Origin of the sequence: Pseudomonas sp. MPDS (genome assembly GCF_013283895.1) — a bacterium.
GTDB classification, from domain to species: domain Bacteria; phylum Pseudomonadota; class Gammaproteobacteria; order Pseudomonadales; family Pseudomonadaceae; genus Aquipseudomonas; species Aquipseudomonas rhizophila.
Map to the genome: position 1 here is coordinate 2,918,747 of NZ_CP054128.1, position 19,711 is coordinate 2,938,457.

The window sequence follows — 19,711 nt, forward strand, 5'->3', positions numbered from 1 at the left end:
TCTCCGGGTAACGGTGAGGAGCGCAAGCTGTTTTGCAGGCGCGTCCTTGTTCAGATGATGCCGCGCTCGCGCAGGCCGCGGACCTGTTCGCCGCTCAGGCCCAGACCGGCCAGCAGGTCGTCGGTGTGCTCGCCCAATTGCGGGCCGCCAGCGCCGAGACGCCCTGGGGTGCGGCTGAGTTTGGGCAGTACACCCGGCACTTTCAGCGCGCCGGCGCTGGTCTGCACGGTCTCGATCATCTGGCGCGCGAGGTAGTGTGGGTCCTTGACGATATCGGCGGCGGTGTAGGGAAAGCCGGCCGGCACCAACGCCTGATTCAGTGCTTCCAGGACCTGGTCCCGGTCGCGTTGCCGGGTCCACTCGGCGATGGCCGCATCGATGCGCTCGGCGTGTTCGCCGCGTCCATCGTTATGCGCCAGGCGCGGGTCCTCGGCCAGATCCGGGCGGCCGATCAGGTGCATCAATCGTTTGTAGATACTGTCGCCATTGCCGGCAATCAGTACAAAATGCCCGTCGTTGCAGGGGTAGGAGTTGGACGGCGTGATACCCGGCAGGGCGCTGCCGGCGGGCTCGCGAATGTATCCGCAGGCGTCGTACTCCGGCACCAGGCTTTCCATCATCGCAAACACCGATTCGTACAGCGCCACGTCAATGAACTGGCCCATGCCGCTGTTCTGGCGCTCCTGCAAAGCGAGAAGCACGCCGATGACCCCATACAGGGAAGACAACGAATCGCCCAGGCTGATGCCGACCCGTACCGGTGCCTGACCCGGATAACCGGTGAGGTGACGCAGGCCGCCCATGGCCTCGCCGATGACACCGAAGCCGGGGCGGTCGCGATAGGGACCGGTCTGCCCGTAGCCGGAGATGCGCAGCATGATCAGGCGCGGGTTGATCTTCGACAGCGTGTCCCAGCCCAGTCCCCAACTTTCCAGGGTGCCGGGGCGAAAGTTCTCGACCAGTACATCGGCTTCGGCCACCAGCCGGCGAACAATCTCCTGACCTTCCGCTGCTTTCAGGTTGAGGGTCAACGACTGCTTGTTGCGTGACTGCACATGCCACCAGAGCGAGGTGCCGTCCTTGAGCTTGCGCCACTTGCGCAGCGGGTCACCAACACCCGGCGGCTCGATCTTGATCACCTGGGCACCAAACTCACCGAGCATCTTGCTGGCGAACGGGCCGGCGATCAGTTGGCCCATCTCCAGGACCTTCAGGCCTTGCAGCGCCATGCTGCTTGCGTGTTGTTCTGTCATGTCTGCACCTTTGGGTCGTGCGCTGTTCTTTGTCAGGCAGGATGGCTCAGGCCCATGGACTGAACAATTGATCAATGACCAAGCCAGGCTTCGTATCCTGCGAAGTACCACCTGTGAGAACCTTGAAACTGTTCTTCATCGTGCTGCACGTCGTGATACACGACTGACAGGAGGCCGCGCCTATGCGTCGTATCGATTTCGTCACCCTCAAGCTGTTTGTCGCCATCGCCGATGAGCGCAGCCTGACCAAGGCCGCCGAGCGCGAGCACCTGGCCCTGGCGGCGGTGAGCAAACGGGTCAGCGACCTGGAAAACCAGCTGGGAATCGCCTTGCTCTACCGCCAGCCCAAGGGCGTCGAACTGACGCCGGCCGGGCATGCGCTGCTGCATCACGCGCGCAATATGATGGACAACCTTGCGCAGATGAATGCCGACCTCAGCGAGTTCAGCGAGGGGGTCAAGGGGCATGTGCGCATTCATGCCAACACCTCGGCGGTGATCGAATTCTTGCCCGAGGACCTCAGTGCTTTTACCCGGTTGCACCCGCAGGTCAAAATCGATCTGGAAGAGCGGGTCAGCAGCGAAGCCATCCGTGCGGTGCACGAAGGGCTTACCGATATCGGCATCTTCGCCGGCCATGTGCCCGCCGACGAGCTGCAGGTGTTCAACTACCGCCACGATCGGTTGGTGCTGGTCACTCCACGCGCGCATCCGCTGGCCGAACGCAGCCGCATCAGCCTGCACGAAGCGGTCAGCTACGACTTCATCGGGTTGCAGCAGGACGCCTCGTTGCACGGCCTGTTGCAACAGGCAGCGCGTCATTTGGGCACGCCATTGCGCCTGCGTATCCAGGTGCGCAGCTTCGAAGCCATTTGCCGGATGATCCACACCGGCATGGGGATCGGCATCCTGCCGGAGCTTGCCGTGCGGACCTATCTGCCGGCGCTCGATGTGCAGGTCATTGCGCTGGACGATCCCTGGGCGCGTCGCGAGTTGAAGATTGCCGTGCGCAGCCTGGAAGCGCTGTCGATGACGGCACGCCAGATGCTCGAACACCTGATGAGCAGCGAACAACGGGAGGCTTCCATGGTCGAGCCTTCGTGAAAGCCGAAGGCAGCATTGTTCAAATATGAATTTCAGTGGCGTAGGGACGGGGGGTAGAGTCCAAACGGACTGAGGGGGATACGTCCCCAACGCTCGAACAAAAACAATAGGAGCTCACCATGAAGTATCCATCCGTGCGTCGTGGCCTGACCGGGGTGCTTGCCAGCTTTGCCCTGGTCGGTGCGTTGTCTGTCCAGGCCGCCGAGCCGATTCTGATCAAGTTCTCCCACATCACCGCCGACAGCACGCCCAAGGGGCAGGGCGCCCTGATGTTCAAGAAGTTGGTGGAGGAGCGCCTGCCGGGTAAAGTCGAAGTGCAGGTCTACTCCAATTCGTCGTTGTACGGCGATGGCAAGGAGATGGAAGCGTTGCTGCTGGGTGAGGTGCAGATGTTGGCGCCGGCACCCTCGAAACTGGAGCAGTACACCAAGCAATTGCAGTTGTTCGACTTGATGTTCCTGTTCGACGACGTGGCGGCAGCGCAGCGCTTTCAACAGTCGGACAAAGGCAAGGCGCTGCTCAGGTCAATGGAAGGCAAGGGCATCACCGGGCTGGCCTACTGGCTCAACGGTATGCGCCAGTTGACCGCGAACAAGCCGCTGGTCAAGCCAAGTGATGCCCGCGGGCAGAAGTTCCGCGTGCAGCCCTCTGACCTGCAGGCCGCGCAATACAGCGCATTGCGCGCAGTGCCGCGCAAGATGGCGTTCGCCGAGATCTACCAGGGCCTGCAGACGGGGGTGGTGAATGCTCAGGACAACCCCTGGTCGAACATCTATTCCCAGAAATACTATGAAGTGCAGAAGTACATGACCGAGTCCAACCATGCCATCGGCAACTACCTGCTGATCGCCAACACCAAATTCTGGAATGGTTTGCCGGCAGATGTACGCGATGAGCTGGAGCAGATCATCGATGAGGTCACTGTCGAAGTGAACAAGCAGGCCGAGGTGCTCAATCAGAAGGCCAAGCAGGGCATCATCGATTCGGGCAAGAGCGAGATCATCAGCCTGACCCCACAGCAACGTGATGCCTGGCGCAACGCCGTGCGTCCTGCCTGGAAAGCCTTCGAAACGCAGATCGGTACCGAACTGATCGAAGCGGCCCAGGCGGCCAACCAATCCAACTGAAGTTCCCCAGCCACGGTCGCCCGTTCGGGGTGGCCGAAGGCGTCTCTCGAAGTTTGCCTTGCTGCTGGTTCTGATCGTGATCACTGACATCCCGGCCATCTCCCTGGGGCTGCCGAACGGGTTGGGCATAAGCTGACGGGGGGCGGATCAGTAGATGCTATTCTTCGCAAAAAAGTGGAGCAGGCCGGGCAGTCATGACACCAGAAAACACATTTCGTGTTCAAACGCCTCTGCCGGAGGACCTTCGGGTCTTCCTGACCGTCATTCGCAAATCCAGCTTTGCCGGTGCCGCGGATGAGCTTGGGCTCTCGCCGGCCTTCGTGAGCAAACGGATTCGCGTGCTCGAGCAGACATTGCGCACGCGGCTTTTGCATCGCACCACTCGACGCATTGCGCTGACTGAAGCGGGAGAAAAAACCCAGCGCTGGGCGATTCGCTTTCTCGACGACATGGATGATTTCGTTGGTGAGCTCACCGAGATTCGCCAAGCCCCTCGTGGCCTGCTGCACATTTGCAGCAGCTTCGGTTTTGGGCGCAATCATGTTGCCCCTGCGATTGCAGAGTTGTCATCGATCTACCCGGAACTGGAGGTGCGGCTGGATGTGTTCGACCGCGTGGTAGACATCGTTGCCGAAGGCTTTGATCTGGAGATCCGCGTGGGTGACGACTTGCCGGGCCATCACATCAGCCGCAAGCTGCTCAGTAACCACCGAGTGCTCTGTGCCACACCGGATTACCTGGAGCGGCGAGGGGTCCCGATCACTCTCAAGGATCTTGCTCATCATGATTGTCTGGTCCTGAAGGAGCGGAACAATCCATTCGGTGTGTGGCATTTGAATCAGGCCAACCGCGATGAGGTTGTACGGGTCAGCAGCAGATTGTCATCCAACAGCGGAGAAATCGTACTGCAATGGGCCTTGGCTGGGCGCGGGGTGCTTCTGCGGTCGTTGTGGGATGTTCAGCCACTGTTGGATCAAGGCAAGCTGGTCCGCGTGCTGCCCGATTACACCCAAAGCGCGAACGTCTGGGCGGTGTATCCGACCAGGCTGGCGGATTCGGCCAAACTTCGCGTGTGCGTGGAGTTTCTGGAGAGCTATTTGAAAAGGCTGCGGCTACCGGAGACGGCCCGCGCCTGACGGCAGTTCTGTCCGGCCCCGCAGGCCCGCAGGATGCAGGCCCTTGTTCGCTCGAGGCTCAGGCAAGCCAGGGGTTCAAACGATGGTGCAGTGCCTCGAAGTCGCGGATTCGTGACGTGTGCTCAAGCGTTGTACCAATCGCATCGAGACCTTCCAGCAGCGCTTTTTTACGCAAGGGGTCCATCTCGAACCCAATCATCTTTCCGCTCTGAAGGTGAATCTGCTGGGCATGCAGATCGATCGTGATCTGCGAGTTTTCAGGTGACCCAACGAGATGGCTGATCTCCTGCTGTTCTGACTCCTTCAACTGAATGAGCAGAACACCATTGCGCTGGCAGTTGTCGTAGAAAATACCAGCGAAACTCGTGCCGATCAGTGCGCGTATACCCAATTGCTTCAGCCCCCAGACCGCGTGCTCGCGGCTGGAACCACAACCGAAATTAGGTCCGGTGATCAGGAAACTGGCGTGATCCCAAGGGGCCTGATTGAGAATGAACGCCGGATTGGGGACGCCATCGGCCAGGAAACGCAAGTCAAAGAAGACCCCGCGGTCCAGCCCATTGCGATCGATGCCCTTGAGGAACTGCTTGGGCATGATGACGTCGGTGTCCACATTCGCGGCGGGCAGCGGTGCGGCGATACCGCGAACGATGGTGAATGGCTGCATTTCAGCTCTCCATGGACAGTTGACGAACGTCGGTGAGGTGGCCGCAAATCGCTGCGGCGGCGACCATCGCCGGGCTCATGAGGTGAGTTCTTGCTCCGGCGCCCTGACGGCCCTCGAAATTTCGGTTGGTACTGGAGGCACAGCGATCACCCGGCGACAGCACATCATCATTCATCGCCAGGCACATCGAGCAGCCGGACTGGCGCCATTCGAAGCCGGCATCCTTGAAGATCTGCGCCAGCCCCTCCGCTTGTGCCTGATCACGCACCAGCGTGGAACCCGGTACGATCATCGCGCGCACGCTCGCCGCTACTTTGCGACCCCGAACGATGCGCGCGACATCGCGCAGATCCTCGATGCGTGCGTTGGTACAGGAGCCGATAAAGGCGTGACTGATCGGCACCCCGGCCAGTCGGGTTCCCGGCTCAAGGCCCATGTAGCGCAGTGCACGCTGCAGGTCCTGCCTGCGGATCAGGTCGCTCTCCAGGCGCGGATCCGGTACGCACTCACCAATCGGCGCGGCCTGGTCAGGGCTGGTTCCCCAAGTCACCATCGGCTCCAACGCGCTGGCATCGAGTTCGACTTCCTTGTCGAAATGCGCTCCAGGGTCGGAATAAAGCGTTTTCCATTTCTCGACAGCCTGCTCCCATAGCGCCCCTTTCGGGGCTCGCGGTTTGTCTTTGAGGTAGGCGTACACCTTTTCGTCCGGCGCCATGAAAGCCCCACGGGCACCGGCCTCTACGGCCATGTTGCAGATGGTCATGCGCGCTTCGACGCTGAGGGACTCAATGGTGGGGCCGGAGAATTCGATGGCGTAGCCCGTCGCACCGGACGCACCGATGTCGCGGATCAAGGCCATGATGATGTCTTTGGAGGTGACGCCTACGCCCATCCGCCCGTGCACATTCACGCGCAGGGTCTTCAGACGTTTATAGACCAACGTCTGTGTGGCGAGCAGGTGTTCAATTTCCGAGGTGCCGATACCAAAACCAAAGGCGCCCAGCGCGCCATAGGTCGTTGTGTGGCTATCACCTGCGGCCACGACCATCCCGGGAAGAATGAAGCCTTGCTCAGGGGCAACCACGTGCTCAATGCCTTGTCGCTTGTCCAGGACATCGAACAACTCGATTCCGAAGTCTCGACAGTTCCGCTCGAAGTAAGAAACCTGAAGCGCGCCACCCGCATCCGGCATGGCCGCGACGCGATCAGGCGCGGTCGGGTTGACGTGATCGACCACGCACAACGTCGATGACGGGCGCCATACCGTTCTGTTCGCCTCTCTCAAGCCGCTGAAGGCCTGGGGGCTGGTGTATTCGTTGGCGACCTGGCGGTCGATGTAGAGCAACACATGGCCATGGTCGTCCAGCGTACAGACGGTGTGGGCATCTATATGCTTCTGGTAGAGCGTTCTGGGGCCTTTCATGACGGTTCTCGCGAGTGATCGGAAGGCGCGCCGGGAGGGCCTCACGATGCGCCGCGCTCAATGAGCAGTCATGCCAGCATAGGGAATGTGATTGCAGGTTCAATGGCTGAAAAGTCAATCATCGATTCACGATTCGTGTTTAATCCGCGCAGCGGTCAGCGATTCGGATAGCGCCCGGCCCACCGCGGTTGCTATCCGGTGCTGACAGGAAAAGACCGGCCCGGCCCCTTCAATCCAGATCCTCAGCCCGATGCCGCTCCGGCACTTGGCTCGCTTCATCACCCCACGTGCGGTTCACTCGTTGCCCCCGGATCACTGCCGGTCGATTGGCGATCTCCTCGGCCCAGCGTTGCACATGGGTATATTCGTGGGCAGCCAGGAACTCGGCAGCCGAGTACACGTTGTCGCGCACCAATTGACCATACCAGGGCCAGACCGCGATATCGGCGATGGTGTAGCTGTCTGCGGCCAGGTATTGGCTTTCGCCAAGACGGCGATTCAGGACGTCGAGCTGGCGTTTGGTTTCCATGGTGAAACGATTGATGGGGTATTCAAGTTTATCGGGCGCGTAAGCGTAGAAATGACCGAAGCCTCCACCCAGATAGGGGGCTGCGCCCATCTGCCAGAACAGCCAGTTCAGGGTTTCGGTGCGTCCGGCCGGGTCGGTGGGCAGGAAGGCGCCGAATTTTTCTGCCAGGTACAGCAGGATCGAACCGGACTCGAAAACCCGGATTGCAGGCTGTACGCTGCGATCAAGCAACGCCGGGATCTTCGAGTTCGGGTTGATCTGGACAAAGCCACTGGAGAACTGGTCGCCCTCGTTAATGCGAATCAGCCAGGCGTCATATTCGGCGCCGGTGTGCCCCAGCGCCAACAGCTCTTCCAGCAGGATGGTCACCTTCACGCCATTGGGCGTGGCCAGTGAATAGAGCTGCAGCGGATGTTCGCCCACTGGCAATACTTTTTCATGGGTCGGCCCGGCGATAGGGCGATTGATGTTGGCGAACTGGCCGCCAGACGGGGCGTTGTATTTCCAGACTCTGGGCGGTACATAGGGCGCTTTGCTCATGGGAGGGGCCTCATTGCCGACTTGCAGTGACCGCGTGAACCGCGGAAAAAAGCTCTGGCCCAAGCCTGCCATAGGAGGGTCAGCGTCAGCAAATCACCCCGCCTGCACGTACTGCATTAGGCTTACCCGCTAACGCTCTTCAGTCATGATCCGATCCACTTCGCCTGAAGCCTTGAGCTTCGCGAAAGCTTGTTGAGCCCGGGTGACGATTTCGTCTGGGGTGCTCAGGCTAAACGCCATGTGAACTCGGTGGGGTTGTTCATCCAGGGAAAAGACCTCCTCCAGAGTGGTGAAATCCACTTGGGCATCTTTGCTCATCAGGCGCGCAGTATTCTCGGGCATCGGCAGCAACTGAATCTGCTGATTCAACAGTTTCTGAAAGTTATCGTGGTTGTCCGCCGATACCACCAGCCGGGTAAAGCCTTTCTGCTGCAGGTAAACCTGCTTGGCGTCATTGCGCACCACGCCTATGGTGTACTGCTTGGCGTCTTCAAGGTTGTCAACGGCGATGCCGCCACGTCCACGCAGCTTGTAGAGCTTGGTCGTCGCCCGATGGATTTCACCCACCCACTTGAACATCTGCTCACGGGCCGGGGTGCGATCGAGCGGGAAGATCATCACATTGGGTTCATGCAGCGCTTTTTCGTAAGCGCGTGCCCATGGGTACAGCAACATGCGGTAATCGCTGATCCCTGCGCCTCTCAAGGTTTCGTCGGCTATTCGAGTGCCCGGGCCGACGAGCGCGCCTTCACGCAGGTAGGCGTATAACGAGTCTTCGGTCACGACTTCGATCGCCTCGGCGTGACTTTTCACGCTGATCAGGGCCAGGAGCAAGCAGGAGCAGAGCTTCAGACGGTAGTGCATACAGACCTCGCAGCACACGGTGGTTTTATAAAGCGACGCAATTGCGCCCCTGGCGTTTGGCCCGGTACAACGCCTGGTCGGCGCGTTGCAGCAGTTGATCGAAGTGATCCATGGTTTTGGTGTCCAGCTCGGCGACGCCGATGCTCAGGGTGACAAAAGGGGAAACCGCTGAGCCGCCATGGGGCAGTGCAAGTTCAGCCAGGCTTTCACGAAACCGCTGGGCTGCCTCGCATGCCTGGCTGGCGTTGATATTGGGCAATACCACGACAAACTCCTCACCCCCCAGGCGAGCAGTCAGTTCGCCGGAGCGGCCGAAGACACTGCGCAGGGTCCCGGCGATCTGTTTCAAGCACTCGTCCCCTTTGATATGGCCGTAGGTGTCGTTGTAGATCTTGAAGAAATCCACATCGCACATCAGCACGGCCAGCGGGGTGTTGTGGCGGATCGCACGGCGGAATTCGACATCCTTCAGTTCATCGAAGTAACGACGGTTGGCCAAGCCCGTCAAGGCATCGTGACGCGACAGCGCTTCGAGGGCCTGGTTGGCGGCCTTGAGTTCCGAAGTGCGCGCCTCGACCAGTTCGGCCAACTGGTCGCGACTGGCTGCAAGGGCCAGTTCGTCCGAGTGCTGGCGCTCCAGATGGGCGTGGAGGTTGTCTTGCAGTGCATTGACTTTGGATTCGAGCAGGCTCAACTCGTCCTGGCGCCGGACCGAACGTTGCAGCTTGAGGTGGGAGTTGAGTGTTTGTGGTGAGAGTTTCCCCAGATGCCGGGCGATATGGACAACGTGCACGGTCACCAGGCGGTTGAACATGGTCATGACCAGGCCGGCCAGCAGCAACGACTGGATCACCTGCGTGATGACGATGCTGCGGGCTTCGTCCCAGAGGCGTTCCCAAAGCAGGTTGTTATCGCCCTCGATGGTCAGTTCACCGACCTTTTCGTTGGCGCCGATGTAGGGCTGCGCGACGAGCTGGCGATGCAGCACCGGCGCCACGCTGGATGCATTGCTGGCATATCGATTGAACTCGATGATTTCTGGCGCCTGTCCGGGTCGCAGGATATTGAGTGCCACGCGTCCCACCGGCGCCGCATTCGCAACGCTGGTGATCTGCTTGTCCAACGATTCACGGTCCATTTCCCAAATGGCATGGGCCAGGGTGTTCTGGAACACCTGGTCGATCAGGACCAGCTCGGAATTCATCTGCGCCAGATTGTTTTCCCAGGCCTGCCAGGTACGCAGCGTGACCATCGCCAAGGTAAAGCACAGGCAGAACACCAGCGTGGCCAACACCAGACGCCGTCCCAGCGAGCTGAACGTCCTGGTTTTTGGCGGATGGATGGGGACAGTCCGAAAATCGTCGGCCATGTCATAACCACTTGCGCATGATGGCGTCGTAAACGCCATTACGGCGGATGGTCTCCAGGCCTGAGCGGAATTTCTCGACCGTCGCGGCCGGCGTCTTGCGACTGAACGCCATGCTCAAGCCATCCTGACTGCTCAATTCGGGAAGCGGCAGCGAGCGGATCAACACTTTATCCGGGTCTTCACCATTCTGGCGGGTCAGGTACAGCGCGTTGAGCTCGTTGGAAATCCATAGCTCCACGTGATCGACCTTGAGCTTGCGGTAGTTGTGTTCGTACTTGTTGCTCGACTGCAGGTCTTTACCAATGCGGAAACCCTTCGACACCAGGTATTGCTCACCCACGTCCTGATTGACGGTGGCAATCTGGTGACCGTGCGCATCGTCCAGCGAGTTGAGTTTTACCGGGCGCTCAGCCAGCGAATACATGTACCACTGGGTTGGGGCGATGGCCCCGACCCACTGGAAAAGTGATTCACGCGCAGGCGTTCGAACGATTGAATAGATCAACACGTTACTTTCATTGAGCGCCAGTTCGTAGGCCCGCGCCCAAGGCATGGGCTGGATGGACGCCTCTACGCCGACCTCCTTGAGCACCGCCTGGACCACCTCGGTGCTCATACCGGTCACTCGCCCGTTCTGCGTCATGTTATAGGGCGGCAGTTCTTCCGTAACGATGCGCAGCGCAGTCTCTGCGGCAGCGTTTGGCACGGCTGAGCTTGCAGCCAGGAACACCAGGACGCAGCTCATCAGCAGACGGTTAAACGGCAAAATCATCGAGAGTTACCCTATGCAACCAGCAGTGCCGGCGCGGCCTGGGGGCCGTTGACTTAATGTGTTATCGGCTGGGCCTATACGCGCTTGAGTGTCATCCGTCGAAACCGGGGAGCATTGAACCTGGGGCGGTCGGGCCAGACCCTGTGAAAAACTTGAGTGTGGCCTCTCTTGTTCCAGCTGTCGATTCGGCGACATTTAATGAACCCGGGTTTGTTCGGCCGTGTCAGTCGTTTGTCAGGAACGACAAATGATGGAGCCGCTGATGCGACCACTGTATTTCACCAGCCTGTCCTTCGCCGCGTTGCTGTGCGCGGCTTGCTCAAGCCAACCGCCCGCGACCTGGGGCTACATGGATGCCAAGGAACGGGCCAATCTGCCGCCCGACCAGGCATATCCCGAGTTGTTCGAAGCCGTGCAGAACAACCAACTGTTCACCGACCAGAAGCATTTCGTCGACGCACTGCCCACCCGCGACCCCTCGAAAATCCGTGCCGAATACCTGGCTCGTCGCGACAACAGCGACTTCGATCTCGAAACCTTCGTGAAGGACAACTTCATCGAGTCCGGCGCAGCGCAAAGCCCGGCACCGAAACCGGGCGCGCCCATTCAAGAGCACATCGACAGCCTTTGGCCCGTGTTAAGCCGTACCTATCGCCAAGTGCCGCCCTACAGCAGCCTGTTGCCCTTGCCACAACCCTATGTCGTTCCAGGCGGACGCTTTCGCGAGATGTACTACTGGGACTCCTACTTCACCATGCTCGGGCTTGAACAAAGCGGGGATCAGGCCCAGGTGCGCCAGATGACCGATAACTTTGCCTATATGATCGACACGTACGGGCACATTCCCAATGGCAATCGCACCTACTACCTGAGCCGCTCACAACCGCCATTCTTCGCTTACATGGTGCAGTTGCAGGCGCACATCGAAGGTGACCAGGCGTTTGGGCGTTACCTTCCACAACTGCAGAAGGAATACGCCTATTGGATGCAGGGCGCTGAGGGGCTCAAGCCGGGTGCCGCCGCGCAACACGTGGTCAAGCTCGCCGATGGCAGCGTGCTCAATCGCTATTGGGATGCCCGTTCGACGCCGCGACAGGAATCCTGGTTGCAAGATGTCAAAACCGCCGAACAGGCCTCGAACAGACCCAGGCAAGAGGTCTGGCGTGATCTGCGTGCCGGGGCGGAGAGTGGTTGGGACTTCAGTTCGCGCTGGCTTGGCGACGGCCAGAACCTGGCGAGCATACGCACCACGTCCATTGTGCCCGTGGACCTGAACAGCCTGCTCTATCACCTGGAGCGCACCATCGCCAAGGCGTGTGAAACCGTGCAAAACACGCCATGCGTCCAGGCCTATGGTCAGCGCGCGGACCGGCGGCAGCGTGCCATTGAGCAGCATTTGTGGAATGCCGATGCAGGGTTCTACGTGGACTACGACTGGCAGCAGCACCGTCAACGCCCGCAACTGACGGCCGCCACGCTGTTTCCTCTTTACACCGGCCTTGCCTCCGCGGACCACGCCAATCGCACGGCCGAGGCAGTCCGTGATGGTCTGCTGCGCCCTGGCGGCATTGCCACCACGCAGGTCAGCAATGGCCAGCAGTGGGACGAACCCAACGGTTGGGCACCGCTGCAGTGGGTGGCGGTTGAGGGGCTGGATCGCTATGGGCACACCGCGCTGGCGCAGCAGATTGGCACTCGCTTCCTGCAACAGGTACACAATCTTTACCGCAAGGAAGACAAGCTGGTAGAGAAGTACGACGTGTCCGGGCGGGGAGATGGCGGGGGAGGTGGCGAATATGAGTTGCAGGACGGTTTTGGCTGGACGAATGGCGTGACGCTGAAACTGTTGAGCAAATATGGCGCACGTTCCTCCGCAACGACTGTGGGTGAATGAGCTGGCGCTAAGAGCAAGGGGCAAACCTGGGCAGGACTTATCAGTTCCTGCCCAGGTGCCCGGCGCTGTTATCCGAGAATGGCGTTGAAGAGCAACAGGGTGAGCAGGGAGGTGAACCAGCCGATCGTGGTCGGAATCGACCAGGTCAGCATCTGATGCTTGGCGTTGGTGACCCCGAGCATGCGGTTGACTACCCAGAAATAGCTGTCGTTGAAGTAGCCAAAGACCATCGAGCCAATGGCCGCCGCCTGGGCGGCGAAGACCATGTTAACGTCGGGAATCGAGGCCAGGATCGGCGCCGAAATCGAGGCGCCAGTGATCATTGCCACGGTGCCGCTGCCCTGGATCAGGCGCACCAGGGACGCGATCACGAAGGGGATCAACACCGCCGGCAGGGGCAAGGTGGCGACCCATTCGCCCATGTACTGACCCGCACCGCTGTCGCGCAACACGGCACCCAATGCACCACCGGCACCGGTGACCAGCAGGATGATGCCGGCGCTTTCCACGCCTTTCTCCATGTGCGCGATGACTTCCTCACGCGGGCGCCGCGGCACCAGTCCATACAGTGCCGCCACCACCCCGAGGCCGACAGCGATGACCGGGTTGCCGACGAAAGCGATGGTCTGACCGAACAGGCTCTGGGTCAGGGTGCTGTCGCCGTTGAGTTTGCCGAGGGCGACGACCAGGGTGTTGGCGAAGATCAGCAGGATAGGCAGCACGATCGGCAGCATCGACAGCCACAGCGGCGGCAGTTCGGCCTCGCGGGCATCGGCGCGTTCGAGCACTTCACGATAGGCGGTGGCGGGTTCGACCGGAGTTTGGCCGCTTTGCGCGATCATCGCCTCGATGCGTGGGCCCATGAAGCGGGCGTAGGCCACCAGCACGAAGGTGCCGGGAATGGTGAATACCACGCCCCAGAAAATCATCAACCCCACGTCGATATTGAAAATCCCGGCAATCCCCAGTGGCCCTGGCGTCGGTGGAACCGCATGGTGGGTCAGCATCAGGCCGCTGGCCAGGGCAATACCCAGGGTCAGCATCGATTTGCCGCTGTTGCGCGCCAGTGCCCGGACCAACGGGTTGAGGATGACGAACGCCGAGTCGCAGAAGATCGGCACCGAGACGATGTAGCCGGTCACCATCATCGCCCACTCTTCGCGTTTGTTGCCCAGCCAGCGCACGAAGGTATAGGCCATCCGCTCGGCGGCGCCGGAGACTTCCAGCAGGCGGCCCATCATCACACCGAAACCGATGACCAGGCCGATGGTCGACAGCGTGGCACCGAAGCCGGTGGTGATGGATTTGACCAGCGCGTCGGGCGCCATGCCGCCACCCAGGCCGGCGATCGAGGCGGCGATGATCAGCGCCAGCAGGGCGTGGATGCGGGTCTTGAGAACCAGCACGATGAGGATGACGATGGCCAGGACCAGGCTCACCATCAGCTGTGGGCCGGCGATAGAAGTTGCGTCCATTGGGTAATCACTCTTGTTGTTATTGGATGGAACGACGGCACCGCACGGCGCCGCCTGGGTCAGTGATTCATGCTGTGCTGGTGCGCCCTTACCACGCTGTCGAAATCGGCATCACCGCGAAAGCCCAATTGCAGCGGCCGCTGGATGTCGAAGTCGCCGGGCCAACTGCAGACGATGCGCTGGATCCGCTCGTCCGGCTCAAAGCTGACCCGCGCGCGGGCCGCCTCGCCACCGACACGGGCGAGACTGTCGAGCATTTCGCTGACCCGCACGCTGATGCCGGGCAGGTTGAGGGTCCGCCGCAGGCCAAGCGCCTGGCCGTCCAGGCGCGCGGCATGGACCAGATTGTCGACCACGGTCTGCGGCGAAGACAGCCACATGCGGGTATCCAGTGGTACCGGACAGTTGCTCATCTCGCCGGCCAGGGGCTCGCGCAGGATGCCGCTGGCAAATGACGAGGCCGCTGCGTTGGGTTTGCCGGGGCGAACGGAAATGGTCGGGAGGCGACACACCCGGCCATCGATGAAGCCCTTGCGCGAGTAGTCATTGATCAGCAGTTCGGCCATGGCCTTCTGCGCGCCATAGGACGATTGCGGCAGCGGTGCGAGTTCTTCGGGCACCTGCTCGGGCATCGGCCCACCGAATACCGCCAGTGAGCTGGCGAACACGAAACGCGGTGCCTGGGCCTGTTGGCGGCAGGCTTCGAGCAGGGCGCGGGTCGCATCGAAATTGACCCGCATGCCAAGGTCGAAATCGGCTTCGGCCTGGCCACTGACGATCGCGGCCAGGTGATAGACCAGGCAGGTCTCTGGGCCGATCAGCGATTTGATAAAGGCCGGGTCGCAGATGTCGCCGGTGTGCGACACCACTCGAGGGTCATCGATGGGGCAGGGCGCCAGGTCGACCGAGACGAGGCTGGCGCCGGGGGGCAGCAAGTCACTCGCGGTGGGCGCCAGCAGCGCTTCGATCAGGCGGGCGCCGAGAAAGCCAGCGCCGCCAGTTACCAGGATCTTCATGTATTGCACTCCGCTTAAGGAGAATATTCGGGGCAGGGTGCCGAACGCCCCGTATTCTTGTTATTTGACGAACCAGGTGACAAGCAGTTGTCATGTTGTATGATGAATTTAACGTGGACGCAACCGTTGCGTGTTTTCTTCTTGCCCACAGCGGGTGGCAAGGCAGCGCGACGATTGCCGGGAGAATTTGAGTGGACAGTCTGAACGACGTTACCCCCAAGCTGGCCGAACGGCTGGCCAAACGCCTGAGTGCAGCGGTCCATGACGGCCAGTTGGCCGCCGGGAACCGCCTGCCCACCGAGCAGGCATTGTGCGAGCAGTACGGTGTCAGCCGCACGGTGGTGCGCGAAGCGATTTCGATGCTCAAGCGCGAAGGCATGCTCACTTCGCGTCAGGGCAGCGGCACCTTCGTCGTGCCCAATCCCAGTGTCGCGCTGCGCCTGTCTCCGCCCCAGGGCAACTTCGAGGCGGTGGTGGAAATCCTCGAATTGCGCAGCGCGCTGGAGATCAAGGCCGCCGAGCTGGCCGCGGCACGGCGCACCAATGCGCAACTGCGGGCGATGCAAAACGCCTTGGCCGAGCTTGACGAAGCGGTCGAGCGGGGTGAAGACGGCGTGCGCGAAGACCTCGCCTTCCACCGTTCGGTGGTGGCCGCCACCGGTAACCAGCACTTTCTCGAAACCATCGATTTTCTGCACCAGCTGCTGCAACAGGCGATCAGAGTGACCCGTCGCAACGAGGCGCGTAACGCCCAGTACATGTGTCAGGTCGATCAGGAGCACCACGCGCTGCTCGCCGCTATCGCCGCAGGTGACAGTGAGGCGGCACGTACCGCGGCCTCCTCGCATCTGCGCAACGCCGAAGTCCGCCTGCGCGAAGCGCGAAGCGAGGCCGACGCGTCCGGATAACAACCACAAGAGGATTCACCCGTGACAGCAATATCCAGTATTGGTGTGGTCGGCCTGGGCTCCATGGGCCTGGGCATGGCGCGCGCACTTTTGCGCGCTGGTCTGCCCGTATGGGGCTACGACATCCGCGAGGATGTGCGTCAGGCCTTCATCGCCGAAGGTGGCCAGCCGGTCAGTGCCCTGAGTGACAGCGCCGCGCTCAGCGACCTGCTCTTCATCGTGGTGGTCAACGCCGCGCAAACCGAGCAACTGCTGTTCGGCGAGCAGGGTATTGCTGCGCGGTTGCGTCCGGGTTCCGTGGTCATTGCCTGTGCAACCATCTCGGCGGCGGCTGCGCGGCGCATCAGTGGGCGCTTGGCCGAGCATCAAGTGCTGATGCTCGATGCGCCGATTTCAGGCGGGGCGGTGCGCGCCGAAGCGGGCGAGTTGACCATCATGGCCTCGGGGCCGGAGGCCGCCTTCGAACGGGCGCAAACGGCACTTGCCGCCGTCGCCGCCAAGGTCTACCGGCTGGGTGAAGAGGCCGGGCAAGGTTCGCAGATCAAGCTGGTCAACCAGTTGCTCGCCGGGGTCCACATTGCCGCGGCGGCCGAAGCCATGGCCTATGGCATTCGTCAGGGCTGCGATCCCGAGGCGCTCTACGAGGTGATCAGTCACAGCGCCGGTAATTCCTGGATGTTCGAAAACCGCGTGCCGCATCTGCTGGCGGGTGATTATCGACCGCGCTCGGCGGTGGATATTTTCGTCAAGGATCTGGGCCTGGTGCTCGACAGCGCCCAGGAGGCGGTCTTCCCGCTGCCGCTGACCGCTAGCGCCCACCAGATGTTCAAGCAAGCGTCGGCTTCCGGGCTGGGGCGCGAGGATGATATCGCCGTGGTGAAGATATTCCCCGGCATCAACTTGCCTGCCGCCGCCAACGAGGAGATTTGACCATGCCCCTGATCGGATGCATCGCCGATGACTTCACCGGAGCGACCGACCTTGCCAGCATGCTCGTGCGCGGCGGTGCTCGCACTGTGCAGACCATTGGTGTCCCGCACGGGCCCTTGGCGGTGGGTGAAGCCGACGCCCTGGTGGTGGCACTCAAATCGCGCAACCTGGCGCCCGATGAAGCCGTCGCTCAGTCGCTGCAGGCGCTGGAGTGGTTGCGCCAGCAGGGCTGCCGACAGTTCTACTTCAAGTATTGCTCGACGTTCGACTCCACCGCTGAGGGCAACATCGGCCCGGTCAGCGATGCGTTGCTTCAAGCCCTGGGCAGCGACTTCACCGTGGCCTGTCCGGCCTTTCCGGAAAACCGCCGCAGCGTGTTCAACGGCTACCTGTTCGCCAATGACGTGCTGCTCAACGAAAGCGGGATGCAGGACCATCCACTCACGCCCATGCGCGACGCCAACCTGCTGCGCGTGTTGCAGCCGCAGACACGCCACCCGGTCGGCCTGATCGACTACCGGACCCTGCGCGCCGGCGTCGAGGCGACCCGTCAGCGGATCGCCGCGTTGCGCGCCGAGGGCGTGGGCATCGCCATCAGCGACGCCATTGATAATGAAGATTTGCAGGTGCTCGGCGCGGCCTGTGCCGATCTGCCGTTGGTCACGGCCGGCTCGGGGCTGGCGCTGGGCATGGCCCAGGATTGGCAGGCCAGAGGGCTGTTGCAGGCCAACGGCGAAGCCAGCCGGCTGGAGGCGGGGTGGGGGCGCCAGGCGATTCTCAGCGGTAGCTGTTCGCGAGCGACCCTCGGCCAGATCGAGCAGGCGGCAGCGGTCTATCCTGCTTTCCGTCTTGAGGCCGCCGAGCTGATGGCCCGCGGTGATGCACTGGTGGCCGAGGCCCTGGCCTGGGCTGCCGGCCACCCGGGGCCGGTGCTGATCTATGCCAGCAGTCCAGCCGACGAGGTACGCCGGGTGCAACAACAGTTCGGCGCGCAGCAGGTCGGTGAACGCATTGAATCGGCGTTGGCGGCGATTGCCCGTGCGCTGGTCGAACAGCAGGGCGTGGGCCAACTGCTGGTGGCCGGTGGCGAAACCTCCGGCGCAGTGGTCGGCGCGCTGGGCATCGAAGGTTTGCGCATCGGGCCGAGCATCGACCCCGGCGTGCCCTGGACCCAGACGCTCGGCCAATCCGGTCGGCCGCTGACGCTGGCGCTCAAGTCCGGTAACTTCGGTAGCGCCGATTTCATGATCAAGGCCTGGGAGATGCTGGCATGACAGAAAGCCAATTGCGCGAAGAGATCGTCGAGATCGGCCGTTCCCTCTACCTTCGTGGGCTCAGCCCCGGCTCCTCCGGGAATATCAGCGTGCGTCTGGACGATGGCTGGCTGCTGACACCGACCAACGCCTGTCTCGGTCGCCTGGACCCGGCCGACATCGCCAAGCTCGACTGGCAAGGTAACCACCTGGCCGGCAAACCCGCCTCCAAGGAAGCGTTCCTGCACCGTGCCGTCTATGAAGGCCGTGAAGATTCCGGTGCCATCGTGCACTTGCATTGCACGCACTCGGCGGCGGTCTCGTGCCTGGATTGCCTGGACGCGACGTCGTGCCTGCCACCGCTGACACCCTATTTCGTCATGCGTGTGGGGCGCTTGCCGCTGATTCCGTACCACCGGCCCGGTGATCCGCGGCTGGGTGAGGCGATTCGCGGGCTGGTCGGACAGCACAGTTCGGTGTTGCTGGCCAATCACGGGCCGGTCGTTTCGGGCAAGAGCCTGGAGGCGGCCACCTATGCCATCGAAGAACTCGAAGAAACCGCCAAGCTCTACCTGTTGCTGCGCCAGCAGCCGGTACGGGCGTTGGACGACGAACAAATCGAAGAACTGCGCCAGACCTTCGGCGCCCAATGGTGACTGCAATGCCACGTTTCGCTGCCAACCTCAGCATGATGTTCAACGACGCACCTTTCCTGGATCGCTTCGGCCGAGCCGCCAAGGCCGGCTTCAAGGGCGTGGAATACCTGTTCCCTTATGAGTTCGCACCGGCCGAACTGGCCGGACGTTTGGCCGAGCACGGGCTTAGCCAAGTGCTGTTCAACCTGCCACCGGGGGATTTTGCCGCAGGCGAGCGCGGCATCGCGGCGTTGCCGGGGCGCGAGGCGGAATTTCGTGAAAGTGTCGACCGGGCCATCGAATACGCCCACGCCCTGGGCTGCCCCAAACTGCACGCAATGGCCGGACTGGTGAGTGACGAGAGCCAGCGCCCGCGCATGCGCGAGGTCTATCTGGAAAACCTGCGTTACGCCGCACGACGTTTGGCCGAGCACAAACTGACACTGTTGATCGAGCCGATCAACAGCCGCTCGATTCCGGGTTACTTCATCAATCGCCAGGCCGAGGGCCATGCGATCCTGGCCGAACTGGGCGAGCCGAATCTGCGTGTGCAACTGGACCTGTTCCATGCACAAATCATGGAAGGCGATCTGATTGCCGGTTTCCAGCGCTTCCAGGCCGGTGTCGGGCATATCCAGATTGCCGGCGTGCCGGATCGGCACGAACCGGACCTGGGAGAAGTGAACTACCCATACCTGTTCAAACTGCTCGACGAGGCCGGCTACGATGGCTGGATCGGCTGCGAGTACAACCCCCGCGGCCTGACCGAGGATGGCCTGGGCTGGTTTGCGCCTTGGCGCTGAGCTGAGAGGGGTAG

The 19,711-nt window shown here is 61.6% G+C and carries 18 protein-coding genes; 9 read left to right on the forward strand and 9 right to left on the reverse strand.

The features are described from left to right. Positions 1-50 precede the first annotated feature (50 nt). Positions 51-1,253 (reverse strand): CaiB/BaiF CoA transferase family protein, encoded by a 1,203-nt coding sequence (locus HQ912_RS12825; protein ID WP_139049846.1) that lies wholly within the window; start codon positions 1,251-1,253, stop codon positions 51-53. A gap of 182 nt (positions 1,254-1,435) precedes the next feature. Between HQ912_RS12825 and HQ912_RS12830 the strand changes: the two genes are divergently transcribed. The 3 genes from HQ912_RS12830 (at position 1,436) to HQ912_RS12840 (ending at position 4,619) form a co-directional block, all read left to right on the forward strand. Continuing rightward, a complete protein-coding gene (locus tag HQ912_RS12830) occupies positions 1,436-2,356 on the forward strand; it encodes a LysR family transcriptional regulator (protein WP_160892132.1) in 921 nt (306 codons plus the stop codon). A 119-nt stretch (positions 2,357-2,475) separates the two neighbouring features. After that, positions 2,476-3,483, forward strand: a complete 1,008-nt coding sequence (locus HQ912_RS12835) for a TRAP transporter substrate-binding protein (protein ID WP_047225607.1) — start codon at positions 2,476-2,478, stop codon at positions 3,481-3,483. Positions 3,484-3,677: 194 nt separating this feature from the next. Then, positions 3,678-4,619: a LysR substrate-binding domain-containing protein gene (locus HQ912_RS12840; RefSeq protein ID WP_047225608.1), complete on the forward strand. Its 942-nt coding sequence runs from the start codon at positions 3,678-3,680 to the stop codon at positions 4,617-4,619. 58 nt (positions 4,620-4,677) lie between these two features. On the opposite strand, the gene leuD is transcribed toward HQ912_RS12840, so the two are convergent. The 6 genes from leuD to HQ912_RS12870 form a co-directional block, all read right to left on the reverse strand. Further along, positions 4,678-5,286 (reverse strand): 3-isopropylmalate dehydratase small subunit, encoded by a 609-nt coding sequence (gene leuD / locus HQ912_RS12845; protein WP_173406871.1) that lies wholly within the window; start codon positions 5,284-5,286, stop codon positions 4,678-4,680. 1 nt (position 5,287) lies between these two features. Next, complete coding sequence (gene leuC, locus HQ912_RS12850) at positions 5,288-6,709, reverse strand: 3-isopropylmalate dehydratase large subunit (protein ID WP_173406872.1); 1,422 nt, start codon at positions 6,707-6,709, stop codon at positions 5,288-5,290. Positions 6,710-6,938: 229 nt separating this feature from the next. After that, positions 6,939-7,778, reverse strand: coding sequence for a glutathione-dependent disulfide-bond oxidoreductase (gene yghU, locus HQ912_RS12855; protein WP_047225611.1), 840 nt, complete (start codon positions 7,776-7,778; stop codon positions 6,939-6,941). Positions 7,779-7,907: 129 nt separating this feature from the next. Beyond that, positions 7,908-8,642, reverse strand: coding sequence for a substrate-binding periplasmic protein (locus tag HQ912_RS12860; RefSeq protein WP_047225612.1), 735 nt, complete (start codon positions 8,640-8,642; stop codon positions 7,908-7,910). 25 nt (positions 8,643-8,667) lie between these two features. Next, positions 8,668-10,011: a diguanylate cyclase gene (locus HQ912_RS12865; protein ID WP_047225613.1), complete on the reverse strand. Its 1,344-nt coding sequence runs from the start codon at positions 10,009-10,011 to the stop codon at positions 8,668-8,670. 1 nt (position 10,012) lies between these two features. Next, positions 10,013-10,783 (reverse strand): substrate-binding periplasmic protein, encoded by a 771-nt coding sequence (locus HQ912_RS12870; protein WP_107322813.1) that lies wholly within the window; start codon positions 10,781-10,783, stop codon positions 10,013-10,015. A 262-nt stretch (positions 10,784-11,045) separates the two neighbouring features. Between HQ912_RS12870 and treA the strand changes: the two genes are divergently transcribed. Beyond that, positions 11,046-12,677, forward strand: coding sequence for an alpha,alpha-trehalase TreA (treA, locus tag HQ912_RS12875; protein WP_173406873.1), 1,632 nt, complete (start codon positions 11,046-11,048; stop codon positions 12,675-12,677). A gap of 68 nt (positions 12,678-12,745) precedes the next feature. On the opposite strand, the gene HQ912_RS12880 is transcribed toward treA, so the two are convergent. Both HQ912_RS12880 and denD read right to left on the reverse strand, forming a co-directional pair. Next, positions 12,746-14,152, reverse strand: a complete 1,407-nt coding sequence (locus tag HQ912_RS12880) for a GntP family permease (RefSeq protein WP_076384241.1) — start codon at positions 14,150-14,152, stop codon at positions 12,746-12,748. Between the two features lie 59 nt (positions 14,153-14,211). After that, complete coding sequence (gene denD, locus HQ912_RS12885; RefSeq protein ID WP_173406874.1) at positions 14,212-15,168, reverse strand: D-erythronate dehydrogenase; 957 nt, start codon at positions 15,166-15,168, stop codon at positions 14,212-14,214. A 191-nt stretch (positions 15,169-15,359) separates the two neighbouring features. On the opposite strand from denD, the gene HQ912_RS12890 reads away from it, so the two are divergent. The 5 genes from HQ912_RS12890 to otnI are packed head-to-tail and all read left to right on the forward strand — an operon-like array spanning position 15,360 to position 19,697. Further along, positions 15,360-16,076, forward strand: a complete 717-nt coding sequence (locus HQ912_RS12890; protein WP_230682588.1) for a FadR/GntR family transcriptional regulator — start codon at positions 15,360-15,362, stop codon at positions 16,074-16,076. A gap of 21 nt (positions 16,077-16,097) precedes the next feature. Continuing rightward, a complete protein-coding gene (ltnD, locus tag HQ912_RS12895; protein ID WP_076384245.1) occupies positions 16,098-17,006 on the forward strand; it encodes an L-threonate dehydrogenase in 909 nt (302 codons plus the stop codon). 2 nt (positions 17,007-17,008) lie between these two features. After that, a complete protein-coding gene (otnK, locus tag HQ912_RS12900; protein ID WP_047225617.1) occupies positions 17,009-18,280 on the forward strand; it encodes a 3-oxo-tetronate kinase in 1,272 nt (423 codons plus the stop codon). Then, positions 18,277-18,915 (forward strand): 3-oxo-tetronate 4-phosphate decarboxylase, encoded by a 639-nt coding sequence (otnC, locus tag HQ912_RS12905; RefSeq protein ID WP_047225618.1) that lies wholly within the window; start codon positions 18,277-18,279, stop codon positions 18,913-18,915. Before otnK ends, otnC begins: the two co-directional genes overlap by 4 nt. Positions 18,916-18,920: 5 nt before the next feature. Further along, positions 18,921-19,697, forward strand: coding sequence for a 2-oxo-tetronate isomerase (otnI, locus tag HQ912_RS12910; protein ID WP_047225619.1), 777 nt, complete (start codon positions 18,921-18,923; stop codon positions 19,695-19,697). Positions 19,698-19,711: the final 14 nt, after the last annotated feature.